Here is a 26,440-nt window from a genome sequence, read left to right on the forward strand (position 1 = left end):
TACTGTTTAACCACTTTCTTCTATATTAATACTTTTTCCTTTTATTATTTATTGACAATTAACGGCCAATCACACTTGTCCAACCAGGGGAGCCTGGAGGGGCATTTTGAATCATATCAATAAAAGGAATTGTATATGCAAATAAGATTAATGCAATACAAACTGCAATCCATATTTTGAAATTTTCAAAAATGGGTGGAACTGGTTCTGCAATATTATTTGTTTCAGCTATTGGGAAATCCTCTTGTCCATTTGGTGCTTTAAATGCAAGATAAAAAAATATATAAACGACAAGAAGTGCACCAATGAATAATATTGAACCACCCACCGCTTGGGCAATTTGGTAAGGGATCCAAGCGAGAGTATCTTCGTTTCCAGCATATGTCGAAAAAGCTGAACGGCGAGGAGCTCCAATTAGGCCGGCAGCGTGCATCGAACCCGACATAAATAACATACCAATTGTCCATATCCACGTTTGGATAAGGCCTAATTTATTTATTGCTGGAGTTAACTTCCGTCCGGTGATCGACGGAACCATCCAATACATCACACCAAAAAATGTTAGAGCAACTGCTGATGCAACGGTTAAATGGAAATGCCCTGTAACCCAAACAGTATTATGAACAACTTGGTTCATTTGATGAGAGGCGTTGATTAATCCGCCTACACCTCCAGGAATAAAGAATAACATACCCATAAAAGGTGCAAAAAAGCGGACATCTTTCCACGGCATCTTTTTCCACCATCCTAAGAGCCCAGTTGCCCCTAATTCGCGACCACGTATTTCAAATGTTGCAAATAATGCAAAAGCTGTCATTAAGGATGGTATTACTACTAAAAATGTTAATACAACTTGCAAGAACTTCCAGAATGGATCAATACCTGGTTCAAGCAATTGGTGGTGGAAACCGACTGGTATCGAAAACAAAATAAATAAAATGTATGATAATCGGGCTAAGCTGTCGCTAAAGATTTTTCCACCAATTACTTTCGGAATAATTACGTACCAGGCAGCGTAGGCTGGCAATAACCAGAAGTAAACGAGCGGGTGACCAAAATACCAGAATAAAGTTCTACTAATTAATACATCAATTGTTGGTATAAGTCCCAATGACCAAGGTATGATTTGAACTAAAACAGTTATTGCTAATCCAAGGCATGCTATTAGCCACATGATCATCGTGCTCACACCCATAAAACTTAAGAGCGGAGAAACTTTTTCAGGATTGTCCTTTTTCCAACGGAAATGGCGGTGAAAAACTACAAAGCCGCATACCCAGCTACCAACAACAACAAGTGTAAGGCCGATATAATGCAATGGATGAGCCATCATTGGTGCATACATCGTATAAAGGACGGTAGCTTCTCCGAGTAAGATAAATATAGCAGAAATTAATGTCCCAATCGTCATCATCCAATAGCCGATCCAACCGTAGCGCCGTTCCCTTTCACTGTAAGTTCCACAAGACTTGCTTTGTGTAGCAAAAATAAAGCCAATAATAAAAAAGGTTGTTAATACAAGACCAAGTAAAACACCGTGTACAGTTAGAATTTGGTAATAATTAATGCTTGCAGGAAGCATAAGTTTTCCAGTTCTTACTAACGTTTGGAAAAGTCCAGCAAATGCTCCAATGAATAAAGCAATAAAAGCAACATAAAAATGAGCCATTACAAGCTTCGCGTCTTTTGGATTAAAATTTTTAAGAGCTTCCATTATTCCACCACCTCCAAAGTCGCAAACATTAAATGATGGCCTAATCCACAATATTCATTACAAACAATCGTGTATTTTCCTGGCTTTTTAAAAGTCGTTTCTACTGTATTTATATAGCCAGGTTCCAACATCATGTTCGCATTCGTTCCAGCAACCTCAAAACCATGAACAACATCTTTTGTCGTTCCTATAAAATTGACAGTTGAACCAACTGGGATACGTATTACTTTTTCTGGGCCAACGTTAAAATTAAATGAAGAGGCAACGACAATCACCTCATATTCTTTTTCACCTACCTGCCTTAAACCAGGCTGATCAAATGGTTCTGTTGTTTCCACCTTTGATGGGTCAACAGTAACAAGACAACTTGGCGGTTGATTTCCCATATAAAAAGCACTAACGCCAATCGTAATTGTAAAAACGAGTAAAGCACCTATCCCAAATAACAACCATAATTTTTCATATTTATGGATGTGCATTAATAATAACCCCCCTTTCTAAAATTTGATTTAACGCTGTACAAAAATATTGAAAACATAAAACCATGAAACGAGCATGATGATGCCAAGGATCGTCGCACAAAAAAGAGTTCCTTTTAATGATGATCGATCCTCAAACTCTGTCTTTGGGTAGATCTCTTTTTTTGACATTTCAATCACTTCCTTTCTTTTGCATGTTAGGAAAATAAAATGTAATGAAATCCGTCCTCAGGCTCATTATTACAAACATTGCAAAAAGTCCATATCGAATACACCACATTTTGGCAAGTTTCATAAATATTTCAAAAAAATTTCAAATAATATTAAATTTGTGGTTCAGGACAAGTTCCCTTACACGATTAACAAAGATTATTGAAAGCAATTTAATATTTTGGTTACGTTAAAATCATAGGAAATTTGAGATATGGACATAGAAGGAAGTAAAAAATAAAATTCCTAATAACCATTGCTTAGCAAAAAAGAAGTCTATCGTTTTACCAATAGAGGCTAAAGAAAAATCATGGAAAATTTTTATTAATAAGTTTTGATAAAAAAATGAAACGGATAAAGAGGAATTTGATGAGAATGTAGATGGGGATGTATTTGTAAATCATACATTTTTTATGTATAAATAATTAATCATAATAAACACATAAAAGGAATTCCAAAAGCTTTCGTTATATTTAAAAAATATGTAAAGTGAATCGGAGAAACAGATAATTACTAAATTGCAAAACAGGGGCGTATTTTTATAACGCCCCTCTCTTCATGCTCTTTTTTCTTCCTTTTATTTAAATGGGTTCTTCCACTCCATTAACACACCGTAATTAAGTGACTCTTTATCTTCCAAATAATTTTCAACAATGGTTAGTGGCGTTCGTCCGCAGCGCATTAAAAACGAAATCACTGGGTCTTTGATTGTTCCTTTTGTAACAGCTTGAATATATTCTTCCGGGGTTAACTGGTGTGCTATTTTGTAGTATCCAGGCATCCGACCACCACCGAGTAACCTCTCTAAATTTAACTTTATTACAGTATGATACATCGCTTGCATTAACAGTTTTCCAAGACCATATTTCCGAAAAGATGGTCTTACAGCAATATCGACAACATAAAGAGTATTGCCTTTTGGATTGTGATTTCTAATATACCCATTATCTGTTATTTCTTCCCATGTGTGTTTCGGATTGTTTGGATCAAAATCGACTATTAAAGTCGTCATAGATCCTGCTAATTTCCCGTCAACTTCAATGCATAAAGCCCCTTCAGGAAATAAAGTCACATGATTTTTAAGTTGCTCCTCGTTCCACCATAATTCCGATGGAAATGGGGGTGGAAAACATTCTTCCTGAATTTTGATTAATTCAGCAAAATCTTGTTCGTTATAGTTACGGATGGTGACAGGATAAAATTTCTCATCCTTTAAGATAAAGAAATTACTCCGATACACGAACGCCACACCCTTTCTTATATCAATTTTTCCCAATCAACATATAAGTCTACACGACGGTCACGCCAAGTCGTTACTGCTCCTTTTTGACGTACTTTGTAAAGCAAATTTAGATCAAGATCAGCTGTTATGACCATATCTTGATTGATTTCTCCTTCAGCCATTAATCCTTTTGGTGGAAACGGAATGTCATTTGGCGTAATAACAGCAGCTTGCCCAAAGTTTGCACGCATGAAGTCTACAGTTGGCAAGGAGCCTACTGTTCCTGTTACTACAACATATACTTGGTTTTCGATCGCTCGAGCATGACATGTATAGCGAACACGATGGAACCCATGACGGTCATCTGTACAAGACGGACAGAAAATGACATCTGCTCCTTTTGCTTTAGCAATTCGAACAATTTCAGGAAATTCGATATCATAACAAGTTAGGATTGCAATTTTTCCTTTTTCAGTCTCAAAAACTTCCAAAGAATCTCCTGCAGCCATTTTCCATTCTTTAACTTCAGTAGGTGTGATATGAAGTTTTGCCTGTTCACGAATCCGTCCATCGGGATAAAAAAGATGGGCAATATTATATAGACGACCGTTTCTTTTTATAACATGGGTACCTCCGATAATATGCATACCGGTATCTTGTGCAAATTTTTTAAACAAGTTAATATACACTTCTGTAAAATTTGACAACTCCTCAATTGACAAAGCTTTTCCCTGCTCATTACCAATAGAAAGAAGCTGGGTTGTAAAAAATTCAGGAAACAGCACAAATTCAGAACTAAATTCTTGAGCAGTTTTTATATAATGTTCACATTGATTTGCAAAATCTTCAAAGGATTTAATCGTATGCAGATGATATTGAACAGCAGAAACCCGCATTCCACTTGCCCCCATTTCTTAAAAAATAGTAACTACTAAAGGTTAAAAGATATTCCACACTTTTTAATATACTTTCTATTTCACTATCATTCTTCCAAGATTTAAATTGTTCATTTATTAATTCAAGCAAGGAACTATTTCCCTAATGACTATATGTACCATTATATTTTTGTATATGATCAATAGCAAGCATGGCAAAGGTAACGGTTTATTGGAATGAACGTAATTAACTGCATAAAAAAACCGGAATCCAATTTAAGATTGGACCCGGTCAATAAGTTTGCAATTCATTATAAATAAAGATTACTTCCAGCCTGTTTAAATTGTTCAGCTTTTTCTTTCATTCCTTTTTCTATAGCTTCCTGAGTATCCATATTGTTTTCAGCAGCATATTGGCGAATATCATGAGAAATTCTCATGCTGCAAAATTTTGGGCCGCACATCGAGCAAAAATGAGCAGTTTTCGCCCCTTCCGAAGGCAATGTTTCATCATGATATTCCATAGCCCGTTCTGGGTCTAAAGATAAATTGAATTGGTCTTGCCAACGGAATTCAAAGCGAGCTTTCGATAGCGCATTATCACGAATTTGCGCACCCGGATGGCCTTTTGCTAAGTCTGCAGCATGGGCAGCAATTTTGTATGTAATGACCCCTGTTCGAACATCTTCTTTATTCGGCAAACCTAAATGTTCTTTTGGTGTAACATAACAAAGCATAGCCGTGCCAAACCAACCGATCATGGCAGCACCTATTGCTGATGTAATATGGTCATAACCAGGTGCAATATCTGTCGTCAATGGACCTAAAGTATAGAAAGGTGCTTCATTACAAATTTCAAGTTGTTTATCCATATTTTCTTTTATGAGATGCATTGGAACATGCCCCGGTCCTTCTACCATCACTTGGACATCATGTTTCCATGCAATCTTTGTCAGTTCGCCGAGTGTTTCCAATTCTGCAAACTGTGCTTCATCATTGGCGTCTGCAATTGAACCTGGGCGTAGTCCATCACCTAATGAAATAGAAACATCATACGTTTTTAATATTTCGCAAATTTCTTCAAAATATGTATATAAGAAATTTTCTTTATGATGGTATAAACACCATTGGGCCATAATAGAACCGCCCCTAGAAACAATTCCAGTAACTCGTTTTGCTGTTAATGGAATATAACGAAGCAAAACTCCAGCATGAATCGTAAAATAATCTACCCCTTGTTCTGCTTGCTCAATCAACGTGTCACGAAAAATTTCCCAAGTGAGATTTTCGGCAACACCATTTACTTTTTCAAGAGCTTGATAAATTGGAACGGTTCCAACTGGCACAGCAGAATTACGGATAATCCATTCACGCGTTGTATGAATGTTTTTACCCGTAGAAAGATCCATAATTGTATCAGCACCCCAACGCGTTGCCCATGTCATTTTTTCTACTTCTTCTTCAATTGATGAGGTAACTGCTGAGTTTCCAATATTTGCATTTACTTTGACATGGAAGTTCCTACCGATTATCATCGGTTCAAGTTCTGGATGGTTAATATTTGCAGGAATGATCGCCCGACCTCTAGCAACTTCATCTCGGACAAATTCTGGTTTGACATTTTCCCTGATCGCAATAAATTCCATCTCAGGTGTGATAATTCCTTTTCTAGCATAATGAAGCTGAGTAACATTTTTTCCAGACTTTGCCCGTAATGGCTTCCGTTTGAGTCCCGGAAATATCGCTTCGTTTGCCCGTGGATCATCTTTTCGATATCCGTTATCCTCCGGTTTCACTTGGCGGCCTTCATACTCTTCAACATCGCCCCTCTCTTGAATCCAAGTTCTGCGAAGTGGAGGAAGCCCTTTTGTAAGATCGACTGTATAGGCAGGATCTGTATAAGGTCCACTAGTATCGTAAACCCTAATCGGTTGATTTTCTTCTTTTCCAAAAGTGCTTGTAGTTGGACTTAATTGAATTTCTCTCATTGGCACTCTAATATCTGGCCTTGAACCTTGTACATACACTTTTTTACTTCCTGGAAAATTTGTCATCAAAGCAATGTTATTGACATTAAATGAAGATGTTGACATTTCTAAATCTCTCCTTTTTTCATTATAGGACGAGATCTAGACCAAAATTGCGAGGAAAGGATTGGAGTATGAAGCAGTATAACGTATAAGACTTCTTACAATTCCTATGATTCCACAAACAAAAAGCCGGATCCAAAAACGGATGGACCCGGCTAGATATGTAAGATAGCCATATCAAAAGAAGAGGTTAACTTCCCTACGCTGGTATGATCCAGATCAGGTCCAAAGGGTCAAGAATCTTCATCGCGGATTCTCTCTCAGCCCAAGCTCATTGGACGCCCCTAGTTATTACTATTCGATTTGTCTCAATTATACATAACTTTCCATTAATTGAAAAGAATATTTTAATAAATTCATTGTTTGATTTAAAAAAAAAATTCATTCAATACATCATTTCAATTGATCTTATAACGGTTCAGCCTCGCTCCTCAATTTCCTCTGCCTTTCCCCTACCCATTTTCCATTCTTAAACATACTACCCAATCCTTTAATTCCAGCCTTGCAAGCGCCATAAGAAAGCCAAGAACATCCTTCACATAAATAATCAAGATCTTCGGGTTTAACAAGTTTCGCAACAAGGGACACCAGTTCGCTTTTCTTATACACTTTTCCGCTTTTTATTCCTAGATGATTTATTACTTTTTTGTCTAAGTTCATTACAAAAGCGTCTGACTTTGGGGAGTTGCAAAATCCATCTCCTTTATTGGGACAATAGGAGCAAGCTTCATCCAACCCTTCTATAACCTGAATAGAAAAATCGTAAAACGGATCTCTTATTTCTGCAACAATTTCCTCCATCTTTTCTACAAAAGCAGGGCTATAACCCATTCCTTTGAAGCCGTGCACACATAGAAGATGATGCCCCCGAAGTATTCGTTTGTTCAATCATCTCCAACCTTTCTTTCAAAATAAAAACTTTTTAAATACAAGCAAAAGAACCTCATTTTTGAAAAATAACACTTCATTAAGTAATTTAGCGATATTTTTTATTCTTATGCCCATTTCTTCATTTTAATCAATCCTCATTTTCCTTTCATCAAGTGTAATATTTCTTTTAATGTGGAATGAATATTGTGCAATGTAATTAACACAAAACCTAACATAAGAAAAGTTACTATTTCATGGGTTACAAATGAAATGATTCCAATGATTAAGAAATAGAAAGTATAGTACCAATTTTTCAATCTCTTTTCCTCCAATGTTTTTCCATTTTACACCAATAACCATTGTTAAAATTCTTTCAACCAAAACACACAACAAAGACAATGCATCTCATGTGCACTGTGTGAAAACATTGGCAATAAAATGTTATAATAATTAAACGTTATTGTCTTCTATTGCGGATCAATTCATTTAAACCTGGTAGTTTTTAGTAAATCTCATATATACAGTAACATAGTTTTCTGCTATTTTTTTAAAAAATTTTCGAAATTTCTATTTCATTTCAGCGGCTCCTATAGAAAAGTGTAGGTGGATTAGACAGTGAAGAAAATGAAATTCACTTTTGAAGGTCATCATATGATTGGAAAATTAGATCATGGAGATCTTGCCATTTCAGGTGATAAACGAGAAGGATTTTGCCCATACGAGCTCTTTGTCTCTTCATTAGTAGGTTGCAGTGGAATATTATTAAACAAAATCCTAAATAAAAAAAGACTTCCTTTCAAAAAAATTGAATTGGAAGCCGTTGTTGATAATAATGAAGAAAAAGCTAATCAGATTAAAAAAGTGGCAATTATAGCCTATATCAGGACGAATCAATCAATTTCTGTTGAACAAGCAGAAAAAATCAGTCGGTTAGTTGTAAAAAATTGCGGTATGATTCAATCAGTCAATAATTCGATTGAGACCTCATTTTCGATCAAAATCCTTGAATAAATTCTCATCAATTGATAGTCGATGTACTGTCATTTTTATATTTTTCCTTCCTTGTTTTAACTATGCCTTTAAAAATATTTTGTTCTGAAAAATCATTATAAAGAATTTTTTTATGGAAAAATATAGGTACAGAAAATTCGGATTTATAAAGTATGACAAATTATTTAATGCGACACTAATGACATTTTATGAAAAAATTTTTTGAAGCAGTAAAATGGCTCCTACCAGAAGCCATAACAAAACCCCAGGTCAGACTGGAGGAGAATATTTATTCTGGGGTTTTTCCAGCTTAATACCTCAATTTCCTGTACTGCAATATTTTGGACTGTTGTTTTTCATATATTAACCACCTAAACTTTTATCTCATAAATCAACAATACCACATTTCAGTCATTATTAAAATAATGCTTCTTCATTTTTCATTTAATTTAAAGCATGCATAATAGCTGTCGGATCATAGCCAACTATCCATTTCCCATTTACTTCCGATTGCGGCACTCCCATTTGCCCGGTTGTTTGAACTAGTTTTTGCATTATTTCTGGATTTTTTTCGACATTTACTTCTTTAAAAGGTATATTTTGATTCGTTAAGAAATTTTTTAACATTACACAATATGGACAACGAGTTGTCGTGTAGATAGTAATTGAGTTCATAAAAATTCCTCCCAAAGATATTTTATACCCTTATAGGTATTTTATTTGATAAAAAAAGAAAAGTCAATTCATTCATCTCTTCCCATACTGACCATTTTCCGATTTTCATTCATTATTAATAAAATTCGTGTATGGGTTTAAATAACAAAAATTACTCGATTGGACCTTCCCAAGCAACCATGCCATCAATCATGTTTACTGCTTTAAAACCATATGATGTTAGAAAATTTGCTGCCATCCCGCTTCTCCCTCCAGAATGACAGACAATGATGTATTCTAAATTTTTATCTAATTCATTCATTCTTACATCTAAAAAACCTAATGGAATATGGATAGCTCCAGGAATTTTTCCATTTGCAACTTCCTCATTTTCTCTCACATCAATGATATGTAATGTTTTTCCTTCTTGAAGAAGTGCTTCTACCTCTTTTGCAGTTATTATTTTCATAACGTATGAGTCCTCCTGTTCCAGTATCTACTTATTCTTTACAACTTTATATTTAAGGGAAAGGTCTAGGCTTAACTCAACTCTTCGAACCAATATAATGCAAGCAACTAACAATACTCATCTTATATATTTCGAAGGATTTTGCCAAGCCAATAATTTTAGAAAATTACAAATGGACCAAAAATCTTTCTGTGTTTAAAAAACTCATACTTTTTATCAATTTTTTCTAAAGTAGTTTCGTTCTTTTCTATTTCCTTTTTCTTATTCACTATCTATTCTTTTTACACGCTCTACCTTCTTTCCATTAAATCCTCATTCCTTTTTCTCATGCAGATTATGAATTAAATAAAATTATACTTAATAATATTGGTCAACTCCATTGCCTGTAGTCTAAATACAATTTCTCCACAATAAAAACTAATCAATCGAAAGAAAAACGATTTAAAAAAACTGCTCTTCACACAATAGATATTTCTTGAGGTATTTATCATATTGACAAAATATTTTAAGTTCTTTATAATAAGTAATGTAAACGCTTTCAATCCAGGGGTGAGGGTTATGTTTTGTAATATTAATGAAAGAAAAGATTACTTTATCGAAATTCTCATAAATCATGGTTTATATAAAATGCCAGATGGTCGTCAATTATATGAAGCAAGTGAAAAGGAACTAAAAAAGGAACTTTGTTTAATTACAAACAATCAATTTCCATTTTGCCCTATTTCACAATAATACTGACTCATTTAATACCCATATTTCCCCAAAGATATTTAATATTTCTTAAAACATACGATGTATCTAGTTTTGTCCTTCCCTTTAAATATATGGATGTCCCATTCGTCTATTTTTGACTTGGGACATCCTTTTCATTTTATTTTTATTAATTTAAAGGCAAGTTTTGTAAAAATTCGTATATGTATTAGTGGTACATTTAACAAATTTCTTTTATGATAGATTTATAAAAGATTTTTTATGTAAAGTTCTACTTCCTTTCCAATAAAGTAGAATCATAAAAGAAATGAGGAAATGAGATGAAAGAGACCAATGTTTTGTTACAAGAAGCACAAGCAATGCTCATCGAAACGAGCCGCACATTTGCTATTCCAATTTCAAGGTTGGAAGGAAAATTAAACCACGTCGTGATGGCCTCTTATCTTTGTATGCGCAGTATTGATGAAATTGAAGATCATTTATCATTACCAAATGATCAAAAAATTTTCTTGCTACAATCTGTCGCAAAGCAAGTGCTAAATGAAAAAGATTCACTTTTCCCACTATTTGCACCATTTACCAAGTACTTGCCAGAGGTAACGCTCCGTATAGATGATTGGCTAAAACTTATTCCTGATGATATTTCTGCGGATGTACGTTTTTTTATTTCAAAAATGGCTAAAGGTATGGCAAAATGGACAGAACGGAATTGGCAAATTGAAACAGAAGAAGACTTAGATGATTATACTTATGTTGTGGCTGGTCTAGTTGGTGAACTTTTGTCTGTCCTTTGGCAATGGCATGATCAAATTGAAACAGATCGACAGCTTGCGATTTCTTTTGGTCGCGGTTTGCAAGCTGTCAATATCATTCGCAATAAAAGTGAAGATCAAGAGAGAGGTGTTTCTTTTTATCCGAAAGATTGGACACAGGAAAATATGATTGCTTATGCTAAAAAACAACTGGCTCAAGCAGACAAATATATTGCCTCTATTAAACCAAAGCATATTTATGAATTTTGCTCGATCCCATTAGCCCTTGCTTATGGAACACTTCAAGTGATTGAAAATAATCAAGAAAAATTGAAACGCGATGAAGTCATTAATATTGTTAATACTATTATTAAATAATAAAAACTCCTTACGGCTGTCCAATATTCAAAAAGGACAGCCAATTTTTTATAGACCCAACCCTTACCTAAAAGTTCAAACACATTTTTTTACTGCCCGAGAAACTTCGATACAAGCTATTTTGTAGTAAGATAAATGATTACTTTTTAGAAGTTATAATGAAGAATATGCAGTTTCAAATTGGTACACATGTTTCAGCCGATCTCAATTTTCTTTGCTAATTTAATCTTAATTTATTAAGTGTTATTCATTTTAACGGTTACAACTAAAATAATTTACCCTCCCAACTTCATTTTTCAAACATCTCTATACCTTTCTTTTTTTGGTAAATGCCCTTAATGATTTTAAAAAAATAGCTTTTACAATGAAACCTGTCCAAGAAAATTGTCGTATAATAGTAGAAAGTGGACGATTTTTCTGTAGGAGAAGATTTGTATGAAAACAATACTATCATTTATTTACCGCATGATGATCTCTTCCATTGTTTTTGTAGTAACATTGCCGATTGCCCATTTTGGGCTTTCTATGTCAATAGGGGTGTCCTCGTTAATAGCATTAATTTCTGGTGCAACTTCTTATTATTTCTTAAAGCTTCGAAGCAAGCAAAAATTGTTAAAGGATAACCATTTAACAAGAAAGGAATATCAATCCATTGAGCGTAATCTGAAAGAAGCAAAAGAAAAAATAAAACGTTTAAACAAAGCTATGTTAGGTATTCGGTCATTTCGTGCAGCTAAATTAATTGGCAGCTTGCAGCGTATTGTTAAACAGATTTATCAAATTGTTAAAAATGAACCAAAAAGGTTTTATCAAGCAGAACGGTTCTTTTTCTACCACTTGGATTCCGTTGTAGAAATATCGGAACGTTATGTATTTTTATCAAGACAAAATGTAAAAAATGTCGATGTACGTTTGTCCTTAACTGAGACCGAAGAAACAATGGAAAATTTGTTGAATTTATTGAATGATGATTTACTGCGAGTATTGGCAAATGATATCGAAACACTGCAACTGGAACTTGATGTTGCCAAACAAGCTCATGAGCGTCATCAAACATTTATGGACATGGGACAACAAAGCTTTCAATTTGAAAAAAGTGAAGAACAGAAACTTTTGACAAATGAAAATCCATCAATAAAAATCAATTTCACAACAAGAACGAATCGAGATGAAGAATTAATACGAGATGAAAGGAGTCACAAATCATGAGTGAGGAAATAAAAACACAAACTACATCAGAAACTAATGATATCTTGTCAGATTTATTAGCTAACCCATTCGGTAATGTTGAAAATGAACCTATATTAATTCAAAATGATCAAAAGCCAAAACGGATGATTGATGCTTTACCTGAGAATCATCGCCAAAAAGCGGTCGACATTGCCAAACAAATTAACATTCAAGATCCTCAGACGATCATCCAATTTGGCACCGCAGCCCAAACGAAGCTTTCTGATTTCTCCCATTCAATGCTTGAACATGTACAGAGGAAAGACACTGGTCCAATTGGTGATATATTAAAAGAACTTATGGTAAAACTTGAACAAGTAAATCCTGAAGAATTGAGCCAAGAAAAACAAAACTTTTTTAAGCGGATTTTTAACAAAGTTTCAAGTTCGATCAATGAAATCATGTCAAAATACCAAAAAATTGGTGCACAAATTGATAAAATTGGAGTTAAACTCGAGCATCAAAAAAATATTTTGCTCAGCGATAATCAGATGTTAGAAGAGTTATTTAAGAAAAATAAAGAGTATTTTGAAGCTCTCAATATTTTTATTGCTGCCGGAGAACTTAAGTTGGACGAGCTACGCACAAAAGACATTCCTGCCCTAAAGCAGAAGGCCGAAACAACAGATGACCAAATGGTTTACCAAGATTTAAATGATTTAATCCAATTTGCAGACCGGTTAGAAAAACGGCTCCATGATTTAAAACTAAGCAGACAAATTACAATCCAAAGTGCACCGCAAATACGCATGATTCAAAATATGAATCAAGCGCTAGTTGAAAAAATTCAATCGTCGATACTAACAGCGATTCCGTTATGGAAGAACCAAATTACAATTGCTTTAACTCTTTATAGACAAAGAAGAGCTGTAGAAGCACAAAAACAAGTTAGCAAAACGACAAATGAACTATTACTAAAAAATGCAGAAATGCTAAAAACAAACAGCATTGAAACTGCACGTGAAAACGAGCGCGGTCTAGTAGATATCGAAACATTGAAAAAAACGCAAGAAAACTTATTAACAACCTTGAAAGAAACAATCCGCATTCAACACGAAGGACGTTTAAAACGCCAACAGGCAGAACAGGAACTCATTAAAATGGAAGATCAAATGAAACAAATGCTATTAAGCATGAAACCATAGCCGTTAAAATGATGAAGAGAGGCAGTTCAGTCGCATCTGAACTGCCTCACCTTATCTATATATCCGACAAATTTCATTAATCTTTTTCATATATCTAAACCAATCTATTTTATTGCTTTTAGTTCTTCACATGCATCTCATCTAGTTGACCCTTTTTTTCAATATATTCAAACAAAAATGATTGCCCATTCCGGTAAAACCTTGGATCATATAATCCTAAATGTTTATCATTATCAACAATTACGACAAAAGGTGCCCATTCATATAATGTTTTTGCTTCTGGGCGCTCTCGAAATAAAAGGTCTAAGTCTGCATTTTCACTCGATTGTAATGTATAAAGTAATTTTTCTGATTGGAACAGATTATCTTCAACAATTTCTACAATATCATCTTTTTTTCCAATTACAGTGAAGTGATAAGGAATAAAGTTTGCTGATAGAGCTATTTTCTCATAATTTTCTTCATGTTGCTCATAAATAATGTAACCACACAACGATTGTGCCGCAATGTGGACCGCCACCAAAAGCCAAGCTGTTCGAAAAACTTTTTGCGATGGGATAGATGATCTTTTTGCAATGATAAAAGCTCCTAACATAATAATCCAAAACACAAAATCAATGATAGGGATGGTTCCAAACGTAATTCTAATTTTCGAAAATGGTTCTAAATAGCCGGTTCCCCAAGCATTAAATAAATCGCTAGTAACATGAATAAAAACTGCAAGCCAAGCGATAAAAAACAAACGGATATCTTTTATTCGAAAGAGGAGCCAAGCGAGTCCCCAAAAAACAAAAGCCCAAATAGGTGTTATGAATATGGAATGGGTGATTCCGCGATGCCACATTTGATATAAACCTTGGGTATCCCAAAATTGCGATACAACATCAATATCCGGAATTTGGCTGGCACCGATAGCTGTAACGAGCAAAGCTCGGTTATACCTTTTTGTTTCCTTTTCCGTTTTTAAAGCGCCATATAGTGTAAGACCAAAAAGAGTATGTGTAATGCTGTCCATTTCCTCTCCCCCAAGATATCCTTTACTCCCTATTGTAAATTGTAGTCTAGAAAATTAAAATTTATTTACTACAAAGGGTCTGAATCAGGAAGATGTTTTCACCATCTCATTAATAATTTCAGATTAAATCAGTGAAGGAAGTTGAAACCAATATTACATGGATTAGTTTCTTATTTTTTACGGGTAAAATTTATCAAGGTTGAGATCAATACATTATGTTTGCAAAATTCTGTAACAACTTTTCTTTTAAATAGGAAATTATTGTCATTAAATTTCTATAGAATATTGAAAAAATGATAGGTCGATCGGAAGATTTAAAAATTTTTTGAATGGCTGAAAATCAATAATAGATTTTAAATAACGTTAATTTTAATATTTTAGACCAATACTTTCCCTACAGCTTTAAGAAATGTAAAGCATCCTTCTTCCGAAAAATAAGAAAATCCGAATAGAGTTGTACAACATCTTTTTACATAAAAATATATAGGACAAAAGGGAGCAATAATAAAATACTTTTTAAGAGAAAAGCATCCCTTTTGCCATAACTGATATTATTGATTTCAAATTCTATTCGTATAATTTTTTCATAGGATCGATCTTTCTTGAATAGTATGACTACTTTCTCCAATTTTATTAATTTGCAGGTTTTCCAGCTTCAACCAATACTTTACTCCCAATTAAGAAAAAGCTCTGAATGAACATGCACAAACCAGTTCCAATTAATAGCCATTCGATTTTTATATAGTCAGCAATCGGTCCGAATATGAGCATGCCGATCGGCATCATTGAAGTTGAAATCATTCCATAAATGCCAAAGATACGGCCTTGAAAATCCTCCTCTATTTTCTCTTGCAGTAAAACAGTTGAAGGGGTGTTAAAAAACGGCATCGCAACACCCGTTACCATCATAAAAAACAAATATATCCAAAAATTTGGTGTAATTCCGAGTGAAAACGTACAAACACCAAATAATAGGCTGGCTAATGTCATGGTATGAATACGATTTCTAAAACCGCCCCAAGCGGCTATTACAACCCCGCCAATCATCATCCCGGAGGAAAAAGCAATTTCAATCGCTGTCAAGCGCCAAACTTCATCACCAAAGCTGCGGGCAACTTGTAGAGGTGTCAAAAATGCAGCGGGTGCAACAAAAATGAAATAGATCGTAAGAAATAAAAAGAATTTTAATAAAAAAGGATGCTGCTTAATATAAGCAATCCCTTGCTTTAAATCCGTAAAATAGTTAACCATTTGCTGTTCACGAGCCTTCCGGTGAACGGGAATCTTAAACGAAGTCAACATAAACAGTATGGCGACAGCTGCTGTGATGATATCAATAAAGAAAATCATTTCTAGTGAAGCCATCGTTAACAATGCCGCACTTGCCATTGGGGCAACAAGCATCACCAACGCTTGGATACTGCCATTAATGCCATTGACTTTCGTTAATTTTTCTTCAGGAACAATTTGCGGCAAAATTGCCCCAATTGCCGGAGTTTGAATCCCTGTTCCAATAGCCCTTATACTTGCCATAGCAAAAAGAAGCCATAATTCCTTATATCCTGTTAAAAATAATACGGCAAGGACGAGTGTTGCCAATGCAACTAGCGCATCTGCTAAAATGATCAACATTTTTCGATTAAAGCGGTCTGCCCAAACGCCTGCAAACGGTGAAAGCAAAAATGTAGGAACGAATCCACAAAGAATGAAAATGGTCATTAATAACCCTGATTTTGTATTAAGAGTAACATACCAAAAAATCGCATATTGGACTAGCGAGGAGCCAAAAAGAGAAACTGTTTGACTAGTTAAAAAAATGACGATATTTTTTATCCATTGTTTATAAACTTGTTCATTTACTAAATTCATTCTTATTGCATCGACTCCTGTTTCATTTATTAAATTTATATTGTGTTGAAAGACAAAATTTCGTGATTTACACAACTCCTACTAAAAGATCCAGATCGATCGTTATTTCAGACATTTCCTGATTTACAAACGATTCAATTCTCTGTTGATCTGCAGTCCAAGCAAGGGGGGTCATTTCCACCAAATTTTTCAATTCTTCTTTTTTTAATTTTTTACAATATCTAATATTGCTGACTTCTACCGTGCGGAAATGATCTTTAAAAAGGGAAATGGTCTTGTCATTTTGATAGATGCTTTTTTCTTGACCTTTAAAAAGGGTTTGACGTAATTCTTTTAAATATTCAGTTCGTGGAACAACTTTAATTACAATTCCTTTTTCAGCAACTATTCGCTTAAATTCATCATAATTCGAAGGAGATAAAATATTTAATATCACATGAAACGTTTGATCTGCAAATGGAGTGTTAGCCAAATCACCCACAAGCCAAATTAACTCATCATGGCGCTTAGCCGCCATCAAAATCGCCTCTTTGGCAATATCAAGGCCAATACCAGACGCTTTCAACTTACAATTTTCAACAATTTTATGTAAATGCGACCCTTCTCCACAGCCAATATCTACAAGAAACATTTGGGATTGTCGGTCATTTGCCTTCAATGTGTTATCAAAATGCTCTTCAATAATAGATGCTATCAATTGATGCATTTTACCGTATAATTCTGTTTCACAAATAATTTTTCGCCTTGCTTCAAACAATTCTTTTGTATACTGGCTATTTATTTGACGTGTTAATAAATTAACATACCCTTGTTTAGAAAAGTCAAACGTATGCCTCTTTGCGCATACCATCATCCGGAGATCATCTACGATTAATGGGTGATGGCATATGGGGCAACGAAAAGCAAATTCGATTTCTTTCACTCGCATAGCACTTTTTATTTTTTTCATCATTAAGCATCCCCCTTACGTGCGAAAATAACTAACAGTCTTCCTGTCTGTATTCAATCCTATTTTGTATATTTAGAAATATTATTTTTCTATCATGAATAGAAATTCCCGTTATTAATAGCTTAATAAATAAAGAAAGGCAATCCAAAGACTGCCATTAATTTGTAATTTTTTATCATCTTCATAGTCTTTATACATGTTGCATTCTTTCTACATTTTTCAGTTAGTATTCTTAAATAGTTATGTTGAATATTTTACCATTTTTAATTAAGAATTTCTAATTTTCTTCATATAAATTTTAGAAACATAAAGCGGACTCCTCTGTTGGAACCCGCCTCCATTTATTTCAATGATCCTACTTGTTCTTCTTCAAGTCTATTTTTTTCTTTGGTCTTATTTAGTTGGTAACCTATATAAAGAATGATAAACCAAATTGGAGCCACTAATAATGCGACTCGCATTTCTTCAATAAAAGCCATCAAAACGATAACAAGTGCCAAAAAAGCAAGGGCAAAGTATGAGGATATCGGATAAAACGGCATTTTGAAGGAAAGACGGCTTATTTCATCACTTGTTTTTGCTTTTCTAAACTTAAGCTGAGTAATTAAAATGATCGTCCAGCTTGTAATTACTGCAACCGTTGCTATCGAAGATATATACAAAAATACTTTTTCTGGGACAATATAATTTAAAAATACAGCAACTAACAAAAATGATGATGAGAACACAATACCTCTCCGAGGAGTCCGATACCTATTCAATTTTGCGAAATACTTAGGTCCGTTACTTTGTAATGCTAAATTAAAAAGCATCCGGCCGGAACTGTATAAACCGCTGTTAAATGCAGATAATGCAGCAGTTAAAACAACAAAATTTATAATATGGGCAGCTCCAGGAATGCCAATTTTATCAAAAATTAATACAAACGGGCTGCCTTCTGTTCCAATTTCATTCCAAGGGTATAAACTCATCATTACTCCTAAAGCTGCAATATAAAAAATTAATATTCTCCAAACAATGCTGTTTACTGCAGCTGGGATTGATTTTTTCGGGTTTCTAGCCTCTCCTGCAGTTATGCCGACAAGCTCCACTCCGCCAAACGAAAACATCACCAAAACAAACGATAATAAAATCCCAATCATTCCGTTTGGTACAAATCCCCCATTGAGCCACAGGTTCGTAAAACCGATTGGATCTCCGTCATTTCCGATTCCAAATAGAATAATGATAAGCCCAAAAATTATCATTGCAATAATTGCTACAACTTTTATCATCGCAAACCAAAATTCAAATTCACCAAATGCTTTTACATTAAAAATATTAATCAATGTGATAACAATTAATGAAACAAGAGCAGTTACCCATTGAGGAATATGAGGGAACCAATAGTTAACATAAACCCCTGCAACCGTTAGTTCTGCCATTCCTACAACTACCCACATAAACCAATACGTCCATCCGGTTAAATATCCAGCAAATGGACCTAAATAACGATTCGCATAAGCACTGAATGAACCGGATACAGGTTCTTCAACCGCCATTTCACCTAAGGCGCGCATAATTGTAAAAATTACAAATCCCCCGATTAAATAAGAAAGGAGAACAGCTGGTCCAGCCATTTGAATCGTAGAACTAGAGCCGTAAAAAAGTCCAACCCCAATCGCACCACCAAGTGCAATTAACTGAATATGCCTATTATCTAAACTTCTTTCCAGTTTTTCAGCTTCATTCCTTTTCCCCACACATCTTTCCACCTTTTAAGAAAATAACTTTATTATCTTAGAATAACCAAGAAATTCGATATTTTCCATACGTAAAAAAATTCATTTTATTCTGTTAATAATAATTCTTTTGTTGTTTAAGAGAATATTAGAAAAAGCGAAATATCATAATTAGTTTACCAAAATTCTATTACTTCTTTACCAACATATTTTTATCAGAAACAACTTTATTCAAATCTATTTAAGATTCCCTTTTAATACTTGAAAATGTTTAAACCCTAGGACCATTGGTTGTAGTATGATCTTCCACTGAAAGAGTAATGCATAACTTACAAGAAAAGAGTGGGATACAAATAGTTTGTCACTACAAACTCTTTAATTTATTTATAAAAAAGGAATTTGCATTTCTTTTAATGCTGTAATAAGTACGCAATAAAAATAGCGGACATAAAGCCCGCTTTTCATTCTTTTAATATCGTATGGAACTAAAAAGTTATATTTGCTCGGTATTTGAATCTATCATTTATATCTATAAAACCAAATCACTAATAAAGTTTCAATTAATAGATCAAGTATAGGCAATAGAAGCTAATCTTCCATTCTTAATATCCTCATGCTATTCAAAGTGACAAGCAAGGTTGCACCCATATCCGCAAAAATGGCTATCCAAAGAGTCAACCATTGTGGGATAACAAATAATAATGCCAATGCTTTTATCCCAAGTGAAAACACAATATTTTGTTTTATGATTGATAATGCTTTCCTACTTAGTTTAATCGTATAAGGCAATTTTCTTAAATCATCTGACATTAAGGCAATATCCGCAGTCTCAAGTGCCGTATCTGTACCTGCGGTGCCCATTGCCACTCCGACCGAAGCCGCTTTTAGTGCAGGGGCATCATTGACACCATCGCCGACCATGGCAACTTTTCCATATTTTTTTCGAAGTGTTTTTATAAAAGTTAATTTTTGTTCTGGTAATAATCTTGATTGAATATCTGTCAATCCAACCTGCTTGCCAATGATCTTTGCTGTATGTTCATTGTCACCTGTTAACATTATTGTTTTTTCAATGCCAAGTTCATGCAACTTGCTGATTGCTGCCTGTGCTGAATGGCGAACTTCATCTTCTGCGGCAATTATTAAGTGAATACAATGCTCATTTCCTAAAAGTATCACAGTTTTTCCTACACTTTGGAAATGAATAATCTGGTTATTGATCGATGCAGGGATACCGGTTCTTAAAAGCTCAGCAAATAAGACAGGGCTGCCAACAACATATATTTCGTTGTTTACAAGTGCTCTAATTCCTTTCCCTGTTATAGATTGAATGTTTTCAATAGGGATGTCCCTAAATTCCAAATGAAGCTCCTCAGCTTTCCGGACAATGCTAGAGGCGAACGGATGTTGTGAATTTTTTTCTATAGCAGCTGCAATGGACAACAGTTCACGTTCATCTCTTCCTAATGAAAGAACGTCTGTCACAACCGGAGAGCCTTTTGTCAATGTACCGGTTTTATCAAAAGCAATTGCCTTTAAAGAACCCACTTCTTCTAAATAAATTCCACCTTTAATCAATACACCGTTGCGGGCCGCATTACCAATCGCTGTCACGACGGCAACAGGGGTTGAAATAACTAGTGCACAAGGACAACCGACGACGAGGACTCCAAGTCCTTGGTAAATCCATTCAGTCCAACCTCCTCCTAAAGCTAGCGGCGGAACGACTGCAATGAATATCGCCAAAGCGATGATAATTGGGGTATAATATTTCGCAAACTTATCGACAAACCGCTGTGTTGGAGCCTTTTCAGCTTGCGCCTCCTCTACTAAATGAATAATTTTAGCTAATGTTGTATCTTCAACTCTTTTAGAAACTTGCACCTCAAGCAAGCCTTCCTCATTTAATGTACCGGCAAAAACTTCATCACCAACTGTTTTGAAAACGGGAACACTTTCACCTGTAATCGGTGCTTGGTTGATGGTAGATTCCCCTTTAACAACTACTCCATCCAACGCCAGTTTTTGTCCAGGTTTGACTATCATTATGTCTCCGATTTCTATTTTGTCAACTTCGGCAATCATTTCGCTGTTACCTCGTCGAATGAGAGCGGTTTTAGGTGCAAGATCGATTAATGATTCGATCGAAGCCCTCGCTTTGTCCATTGAATATCGTTCGAGCGCTTCACTAATGGCAAATAAAACGACGACTGTCGCTCCTTCACCCCACTCGCCAATTAAAACTGCACCTATAATAGCAATCGTCATCAATGTGCTCATATCAAAATTAAAACGAACTAAATTTTTCAATCCTTTTATGAATAACTTATATCCTCCGATACCAATCGCCGCTAAGTAACCGAAAACATAGATAAAATTTTCATTCCCATAAAAATGACTGGCCATCCAACTCAAAAAAACTAAAATTGCAGAAATGTAAACTTTAATAATTTCTTTTTGTTTAAAAAATGGTGTTCGTTCTATCGTTTTTTCTTTTTCATCACGAATTTTTAAATTTTCAAAAGCACCTGCTTTTTCAAGTTGCTCAATTGTTGCATCTCCAAATACTGTAATTTTGGAAGCTCCAAAATTTACTTGGGCATCAATAACACCATCTAAGTTTTTTACATTATTTTCAAAAGTCTTTGCACAATTGGCACAGGTAAAACCTTGCACACGGTATGTTTTCACCTTTATATTAGACATCAGCTTTCACTCCCTTCTAATAGGAGTCATAATGGCTCATGATATTTATATTGAAACATCCGTTTCATTTCTAAATACGATGCTCCCTATATTTACTAGGTTTTGTGATAGATTGTAGCTTTTCGTATTGTTCATTGGTGATTGGAATATTGAGTGCTTCGACATTTTCACGTAATTGCTCAATATTGCTTGCACCTGGAATAATCGTTGCAACCCTCTCATTATACAATGGATATCGCAAAGCGAGACTATTAATCTTTTGTTGCGATACTGTGATCGATTTCATTTTTTCATGAAGGGAAATAATCTCTTCATATGAATAATCTAGATACCCATTTTGTTTGACATGTATTGAAGCTTTTTCCTTCATTTTTTCAGTTAATAACCCTTTCGCCAATGGCCCTCTAGCGATGACGCTAATATTGTTTTCAGAAAGTAGTGAAAAAAGTTCTTCTGGCCGACGGTCAAGCAAGCTATACTGCATCATGACACTAACTATATTTGATTTTTTTACATATTCATAAATAACATTCGGGCGAATGGATGAAATTCCATAATAACGAATGAGTCCTTCTTTTTTCAAATTCTCAAAAGCATCTATGATATCATCAATTGGATCATCGATCGTACCTCCGTGTAATTGGTATAAATCGATGTAGTCGGTTTCTAAGCGTCGTAAACTCTCTTTTACCTCTTTTTTTATGTAATCCGGCGATGGATCCCAAAACCATCCTGTACGATCTTCCTTCCAGCGATTTCCGACTTTCGTAGCAATAATAACTTGGTCCCGACAACCTTTGATGGCTTTACCAACAATTTCTTCATTCAAACCGTAATCATAAAGATCAGCTGTATCAAAAAAATTGATTCCCAACTGTATGGCTTCATGAATAATACGGATTCCTTTAGCAACATCGGTACCAAGCGACATGCACCCAAGACCCATTTCACTAATGAATAAATCTGACGTTCCTAACCGTTTTTTCTTCATATTTAAACCTGCCCCTTAGAATTTGTTTAAAATAGTTTTTTTGGTTAAAATAGGGTTGTTAATTGTTTAAAAAAATATTGAGGAGTGATTATTTTGCCATTAAATGTTTACTTAATTTTTAATGGAGATTGCCGCGATGCGGTTGAATTTTATGGACAAGTCTTTGGTTCAGAACCAAGAATTATGACCTACGGTGAAGCTCCATCAAATCCGGAATTTCCTCTTCCAGAAGAAGCGAAAAATTTAGTAATGCATGCTGAATTGATGATTGAAGGAAGCCGAGTGATGTTCTCAGATACATTTCCAGGCAAACCTTATGTAAAAGGAAACAACATTGAGTTAACGATTGTAAGCAAAGATATGGATAGGATAAAATCGATCTTCAATCAATTAAAAGAAGGCGGCAACGTAGAAATGGATTTGCAAGAAACCTTCTGGAGCAAAGCTTATGGCAAACTCACTGATCGCTTTGGAATCGAATGGCAAGTAAGCCACGAAAGTGAACATGCCGGTTCTTAGTTGGGATTCCGGTCTTCATTTTTCATATGAAGACCGTTTTTCTATACTACGATTGACTACTTGAATACCGCCTGTTGCTGTTATGATACTACCGGTGATAAAGTCAGAATCTTCTTCACATAAAAAACGGACGATTCTCCCTATGTCTTCGCCGGTTCCAGACCGACCTACCGGTGTATATTCATCTTTTTTCTTTCTAGCTGTTTTAATATCCGCTTCTTTCATTTCTCCTATAATATCTCCAGGACATACCATATTTGCAGTAATCCCATATTCAGCCTCTTCCAAAGCAATTGTTTTCGTCAAAGAAGCCAACCCTGCTTTTGCAGCGCTAAATGCAGATCGATATTTCCAACCAGGTGTATGTTCTGCATCTTGAAAACCATAGGTAATGATTCTACCAAACCGTTGTTTTCGCATAATTGGAATAGTTAGTTTTAAAAAGTGATAAACAGCATTTAGGTTTCCGTTAATAATTTCATACCACTCATGATCATCATAATCAACAAGTTTTTTTCGTTCAAAAATATAAGGGCCGGCATTATTAATTAAGTAATCAATACGGCCAAATCGCTGCATCGCATGATCTACAATTTTGACAATATCTTCTTTTTTTGTCACATCGCCTTGTACAAATTGCAATCGATTTTCATATGTGGCCCATTCTTTCATTAATTGCGACACTCTCTCATGATCGCTACGATAATTAACCGTGACTGAACAACCCATTTCAAGCATTTGTTCTGTAACTTTTTTTCCTAGCCCTTTTGATCCTGCCGTTATGACTGCATGCCTCAACAAATTCACCTGCCCTATTCAGTAATTTCCATATATAATCATTCGATCGAAATGCAAGCAACTCCTATCGATTTAACAATGACAAAAATTCAATACGGGCATCCGCTTGATGGGCAAATACACCTCTGACAGCTGTAGTCGTTGTAGACGAGTTAGCTTTTTTAATTCCTCTACCGCACATGCACATATGTTTTGCTTCAACGACAACCATTGTTCCCTGTGGCTTTAGAACTTCTTCAATGGCATCAGCAATTTGATTTGTCAACCGTTCTTGAACTTGAAACCGTCTTGCATATCCTTCAACCATTCGGCCGATTTTTGATAGACCGGTGATCTTTTCTTGAGGAATATATCCGACATGAGCTACACCGAAAAAAGGAGCAAAATGGTGCTCGCACATTGAATAAAACTCAATATCCCGAACTAGAACTAATTCCTGATGGTTAACATCAAATACTTTTTCTAAATGTTCTTTTGGATTCTCACGATAGCCTACAGTATATTCAAGAAAAGCTTTTAAAACTCGAAAAGGTGTTTCGTGTAGACCATCACGAGTAGGATCGTCTCCACATAATTCAATTAAATCTCGAAATCCATCGAGTACATTTTGTGACAAAACGAGTTTTTTTTCAAAATTTACATCATCTCCGAAAAGTTCAAGTATTTTTTGAGAAATTAATTTTTTTTCTGTGATAGACATTCGTTTATACTCTCCTCTAACGCTTCCATTCGAAAGCTTTTTCGTTGCATTCATTTTTAGTAAATAAAATACTATCGTATAAAAAATAGCGTATTTGTTTCTTTAAAGTCAATTAATTTGAATTATTATGTAATAATTAATACAAATAAAAAGAGTCATCCCCAAAGATATGTTTATCATTTGGAGATGACTCATCCGTTGCTTAAGTTATTTATTCTTTTTACTTTTTGCGTACAACTCTTCTCTGCTTACTGCTTGCGGCGGTTGTTCCATCCACCCTTCATTGATCATGATGTTGGATGCGTCTTCAAGGTATAATGTTATATCCATCAGAAATTTGACATACATTCCGCCGATATCGCGTCTGCCGTTAAGAGACATGGCATTTGCATACGTACGAATCTTCATTGTAAACATGTCAATCTTATGCATTAACATTAATTTATCTGAAAATGGTGGGATCGTTGAAGGTTCCACTAAATCATCAAGTAATGAATGAGAAGGCAAATCGTTATTATGGAGTTTTTTCATGCAATTTTCTATATGCATCATCGTTAAGTCCTTGCCGCGTATAAAAAGATCTTTCACTTGTTTATTTTGAGCAACTTGACTAAATCCAGTTAATAAAGCTTTGCTCGTTACATTATTTTCAACCGCATCATGAAGATATGCAATTTCTAAAGCATGAAGTGGCCTGATTTTTCCAATAAAACCACTAAAATAGTAATGTTTATTTACAAAATCAATCTTTTCTGGATATGGTATTAAAGGAGGTTTTTTCAAAACTCCCTTTTGTAATAATGCTTCGTTAAGTGTTGTTAATAAATCCACCGTTGTTTCAGTACAATAATTTATAAAATCCCTAACATCTTTTCTTAACATTAATGGAATAGCTGTAGAATAAATACTAAGTCCAGCTTTTGCGGCATATTTTAAATAATGTAAGTAAAATTCGTCTTTAAATAATCGTGGAGCGTTTTTATTTACGTCACCATCTGTAATGCCAATAGGAATAGGGATTTCTTCTTTTTCAAAAATATTTCTAATTTCATTAATAAAATCGTCGCTTGTTTTTAATGCTTTCTGAACGATTGTCTTAATCGTTTCATCAGTTACGTGTTGTGAAAAATAACTTAGAACACCTTTAGACAGCGTATTGCCAACGTAGGAAGCCCAAAGCTTTCCTAATTCAGCAGAGTTCAAATTCGTCTTATTTTGCATTTCATCTGCTTTCGTTAATAATGGTGTTATACTTTCCATATGCACATTCTCCTCGGTATCCGTTTTTTTTAGTATTTTTTTATATAAAAATTTTATACAAACCAAAATAACAACAGTGTCATCCTTTATGCAAAAGGAGTAACACTGTTTTTTATTTCAAAA

At 34.7% G+C, this 26,440-nt stretch carries 25 protein-coding genes and 1 riboswitch; of the genes, 6 read left to right on the forward strand and 19 right to left on the reverse strand.

All coding sequences use genetic code 11. From position 1 onward, the window contains the following. Positions 1-58 precede the first annotated feature (58 nt). The 8 genes from HR057_RS04240 to HR057_RS04275 form a co-directional block, all read right to left on the reverse strand. Positions 59-1,714, reverse strand: a complete 1,656-nt coding sequence (locus HR057_RS04240) for a b(o/a)3-type cytochrome-c oxidase subunit 1 (RefSeq protein WP_173730176.1) — start codon at positions 1,712-1,714, stop codon at positions 59-61. Beyond that, the gene (locus tag HR057_RS04245; RefSeq protein WP_173730177.1) at positions 1,714-2,193 is read right to left on the reverse strand and encodes a cytochrome c oxidase subunit II; all 480 of its coding nucleotides are present in this window, start codon (positions 2,191-2,193) and stop codon (positions 1,714-1,716) included. The genes HR057_RS04240 and HR057_RS04245 overlap by 1 nt, the downstream gene beginning before the upstream one ends. A gap of 30 nt (positions 2,194-2,223) precedes the next feature. Further along, a complete protein-coding gene (locus HR057_RS04250) occupies positions 2,224-2,364 on the reverse strand; it encodes a cytochrome c oxidase subunit 2A (protein ID WP_173730178.1) in 141 nt (46 codons plus the stop codon). Between the two features lie 616 nt (positions 2,365-2,980). After that, complete coding sequence (locus tag HR057_RS04255; RefSeq protein ID WP_173730179.1) at positions 2,981-3,643, reverse strand: GNAT family N-acetyltransferase; 663 nt, start codon at positions 3,641-3,643, stop codon at positions 2,981-2,983. Between the two features lie 17 nt (positions 3,644-3,660). After that, positions 3,661-4,521, reverse strand: a complete 861-nt coding sequence (locus HR057_RS04260; RefSeq protein ID WP_173730180.1) for a carbon-nitrogen hydrolase family protein — start codon at positions 4,519-4,521, stop codon at positions 3,661-3,663. A 290-nt stretch (positions 4,522-4,811) separates the two neighbouring features. Next, positions 4,812-6,593 (reverse strand): phosphomethylpyrimidine synthase ThiC, encoded by a 1,782-nt coding sequence (thiC, locus tag HR057_RS04265; RefSeq protein WP_173730181.1) that lies wholly within the window; start codon positions 6,591-6,593, stop codon positions 4,812-4,814. Between the two features lie 176 nt (positions 6,594-6,769). After that, positions 6,770-6,886: riboswitch (TPP riboswitch) on the reverse strand. Positions 6,887-6,998: 112 nt separating this feature from the next. After that, the gene (locus tag HR057_RS04270; RefSeq protein ID WP_173730236.1) at positions 6,999-7,421 is read right to left on the reverse strand and encodes a DUF1284 domain-containing protein; all 423 of its coding nucleotides are present in this window, start codon (positions 7,419-7,421) and stop codon (positions 6,999-7,001) included. Between the two features lie 194 nt (positions 7,422-7,615). After that, positions 7,616-7,777, reverse strand: a complete 162-nt coding sequence (locus tag HR057_RS04275) for a hypothetical protein (RefSeq protein WP_173730182.1) — start codon at positions 7,775-7,777, stop codon at positions 7,616-7,618. A gap of 307 nt (positions 7,778-8,084) precedes the next feature. Between HR057_RS04275 and HR057_RS04280 the strand changes: the two genes are divergently transcribed. Beyond that, complete coding sequence (locus HR057_RS04280) at positions 8,085-8,471, forward strand: OsmC family protein (protein WP_173730237.1); 387 nt, start codon at positions 8,085-8,087, stop codon at positions 8,469-8,471. 423 nt (positions 8,472-8,894) lie between these two features. Here the strand turns inward: HR057_RS04280 and HR057_RS04285 are convergent, their stop codons facing one another. Together HR057_RS04285 and HR057_RS04290 are read right to left on the reverse strand one after the other, a co-directional pair. Continuing rightward, the gene (locus tag HR057_RS04285) at positions 8,895-9,125 is read right to left on the reverse strand and encodes a glutaredoxin family protein (RefSeq protein ID WP_173730183.1); all 231 of its coding nucleotides are present in this window, start codon (positions 9,123-9,125) and stop codon (positions 8,895-8,897) included. Between the two features lie 151 nt (positions 9,126-9,276). Next, complete coding sequence (locus tag HR057_RS04290; protein WP_173730184.1) at positions 9,277-9,573, reverse strand: rhodanese-like domain-containing protein; 297 nt, start codon at positions 9,571-9,573, stop codon at positions 9,277-9,279. Positions 9,574-10,131: 558 nt separating this feature from the next. On the opposite strand from HR057_RS04290, the gene HR057_RS04295 reads away from it, so the two are divergent. The 4 genes from HR057_RS04295 (at position 10,132) to HR057_RS04310 (ending at position 13,789) form a co-directional block, all read left to right on the forward strand. Further along, on the forward strand, positions 10,132-10,305 hold the full coding sequence (locus HR057_RS04295; RefSeq protein ID WP_173730185.1) for a Fur-regulated basic protein FbpA: 174 nt from the start codon (positions 10,132-10,134) through the stop codon (positions 10,303-10,305). Between the two features lie 299 nt (positions 10,306-10,604). Further along, entirely contained in the window at positions 10,605-11,414 is an 810-nt protein-coding gene (locus tag HR057_RS04300) for a squalene/phytoene synthase family protein (protein ID WP_173730186.1), read from the forward strand. Between the two features lie 435 nt (positions 11,415-11,849). Then, the gene (locus tag HR057_RS04305; RefSeq protein ID WP_173730187.1) at positions 11,850-12,623 is read left to right on the forward strand and encodes a 5-bromo-4-chloroindolyl phosphate hydrolysis family protein; all 774 of its coding nucleotides are present in this window, start codon (positions 11,850-11,852) and stop codon (positions 12,621-12,623) included. Further along, complete coding sequence (locus HR057_RS04310) at positions 12,620-13,789, forward strand: toxic anion resistance protein (RefSeq protein ID WP_173730188.1); 1,170 nt, start codon at positions 12,620-12,622, stop codon at positions 13,787-13,789. Before HR057_RS04305 ends, HR057_RS04310 begins: the two co-directional genes overlap by 4 nt. A gap of 118 nt (positions 13,790-13,907) precedes the next feature. Here HR057_RS04310 and HR057_RS04315 read toward each other — a convergent pair whose 3' ends face one another. The 6 genes from HR057_RS04315 to HR057_RS04340 form a co-directional block, all read right to left on the reverse strand. Continuing rightward, entirely contained in the window at positions 13,908-14,804 is an 897-nt protein-coding gene (locus HR057_RS04315; RefSeq protein WP_173730189.1) for a metal-dependent hydrolase, read from the reverse strand. Positions 14,805-15,437: 633 nt separating this feature from the next. Beyond that, a complete protein-coding gene (locus HR057_RS04320) occupies positions 15,438-16,673 on the reverse strand; it encodes an MFS transporter (protein WP_173730190.1) in 1,236 nt (411 codons plus the stop codon). A gap of 67 nt (positions 16,674-16,740) precedes the next feature. Beyond that, a complete protein-coding gene (locus tag HR057_RS04325; protein WP_230474351.1) occupies positions 16,741-17,622 on the reverse strand; it encodes a putative RNA methyltransferase in 882 nt (293 codons plus the stop codon). 341 nt (positions 17,623-17,963) lie between these two features. Beyond that, on the reverse strand, positions 17,964-19,364 hold the full coding sequence (locus tag HR057_RS04330; RefSeq protein WP_173730192.1) for an amino acid permease: 1,401 nt from the start codon (positions 19,362-19,364) through the stop codon (positions 17,964-17,966). Positions 19,365-19,931: 567 nt separating this feature from the next. After that, complete coding sequence (locus tag HR057_RS04335; protein WP_173730193.1) at positions 19,932-22,049, reverse strand: heavy metal translocating P-type ATPase; 2,118 nt, start codon at positions 22,047-22,049, stop codon at positions 19,932-19,934. A gap of 70 nt (positions 22,050-22,119) precedes the next feature. Further along, positions 22,120-23,040, reverse strand: coding sequence for an aldo/keto reductase (locus tag HR057_RS04340; RefSeq protein WP_173730194.1), 921 nt, complete (start codon positions 23,038-23,040; stop codon positions 22,120-22,122). Between the two features lie 93 nt (positions 23,041-23,133). Between HR057_RS04340 and HR057_RS04345 the strand changes: the two genes are divergently transcribed. Next, positions 23,134-23,559: a VOC family protein gene (locus HR057_RS04345; protein ID WP_173730195.1), complete on the forward strand. Its 426-nt coding sequence runs from the start codon at positions 23,134-23,136 to the stop codon at positions 23,557-23,559. A gap of 15 nt (positions 23,560-23,574) precedes the next feature. Here the strand turns inward: HR057_RS04345 and HR057_RS04350 are convergent, their stop codons facing one another. From HR057_RS04350 to HR057_RS04360, 3 genes are all read right to left on the reverse strand, one after another. Further along, a complete protein-coding gene (locus HR057_RS04350) occupies positions 23,575-24,357 on the reverse strand; it encodes an SDR family oxidoreductase (protein WP_173730196.1) in 783 nt (260 codons plus the stop codon). A 64-nt stretch (positions 24,358-24,421) separates the two neighbouring features. Next, positions 24,422-25,057, reverse strand: a complete 636-nt coding sequence (folE, locus tag HR057_RS04355) for a GTP cyclohydrolase I FolE (protein WP_173730197.1) — start codon at positions 25,055-25,057, stop codon at positions 24,422-24,424. 207 nt (positions 25,058-25,264) lie between these two features. Further along, positions 25,265-26,317: a DUF3231 family protein gene (locus tag HR057_RS04360; RefSeq protein WP_173730198.1), complete on the reverse strand. Its 1,053-nt coding sequence runs from the start codon at positions 26,315-26,317 to the stop codon at positions 25,265-25,267. Positions 26,318-26,440: the final 123 nt, after the last annotated feature.

The organism is Calidifontibacillus erzurumensis, assembly GCF_013303125.1.
Lineage (GTDB): Bacteria > Bacillota > Bacilli > Bacillales > Bacillaceae_J > Calidifontibacillus > Calidifontibacillus erzurumensis.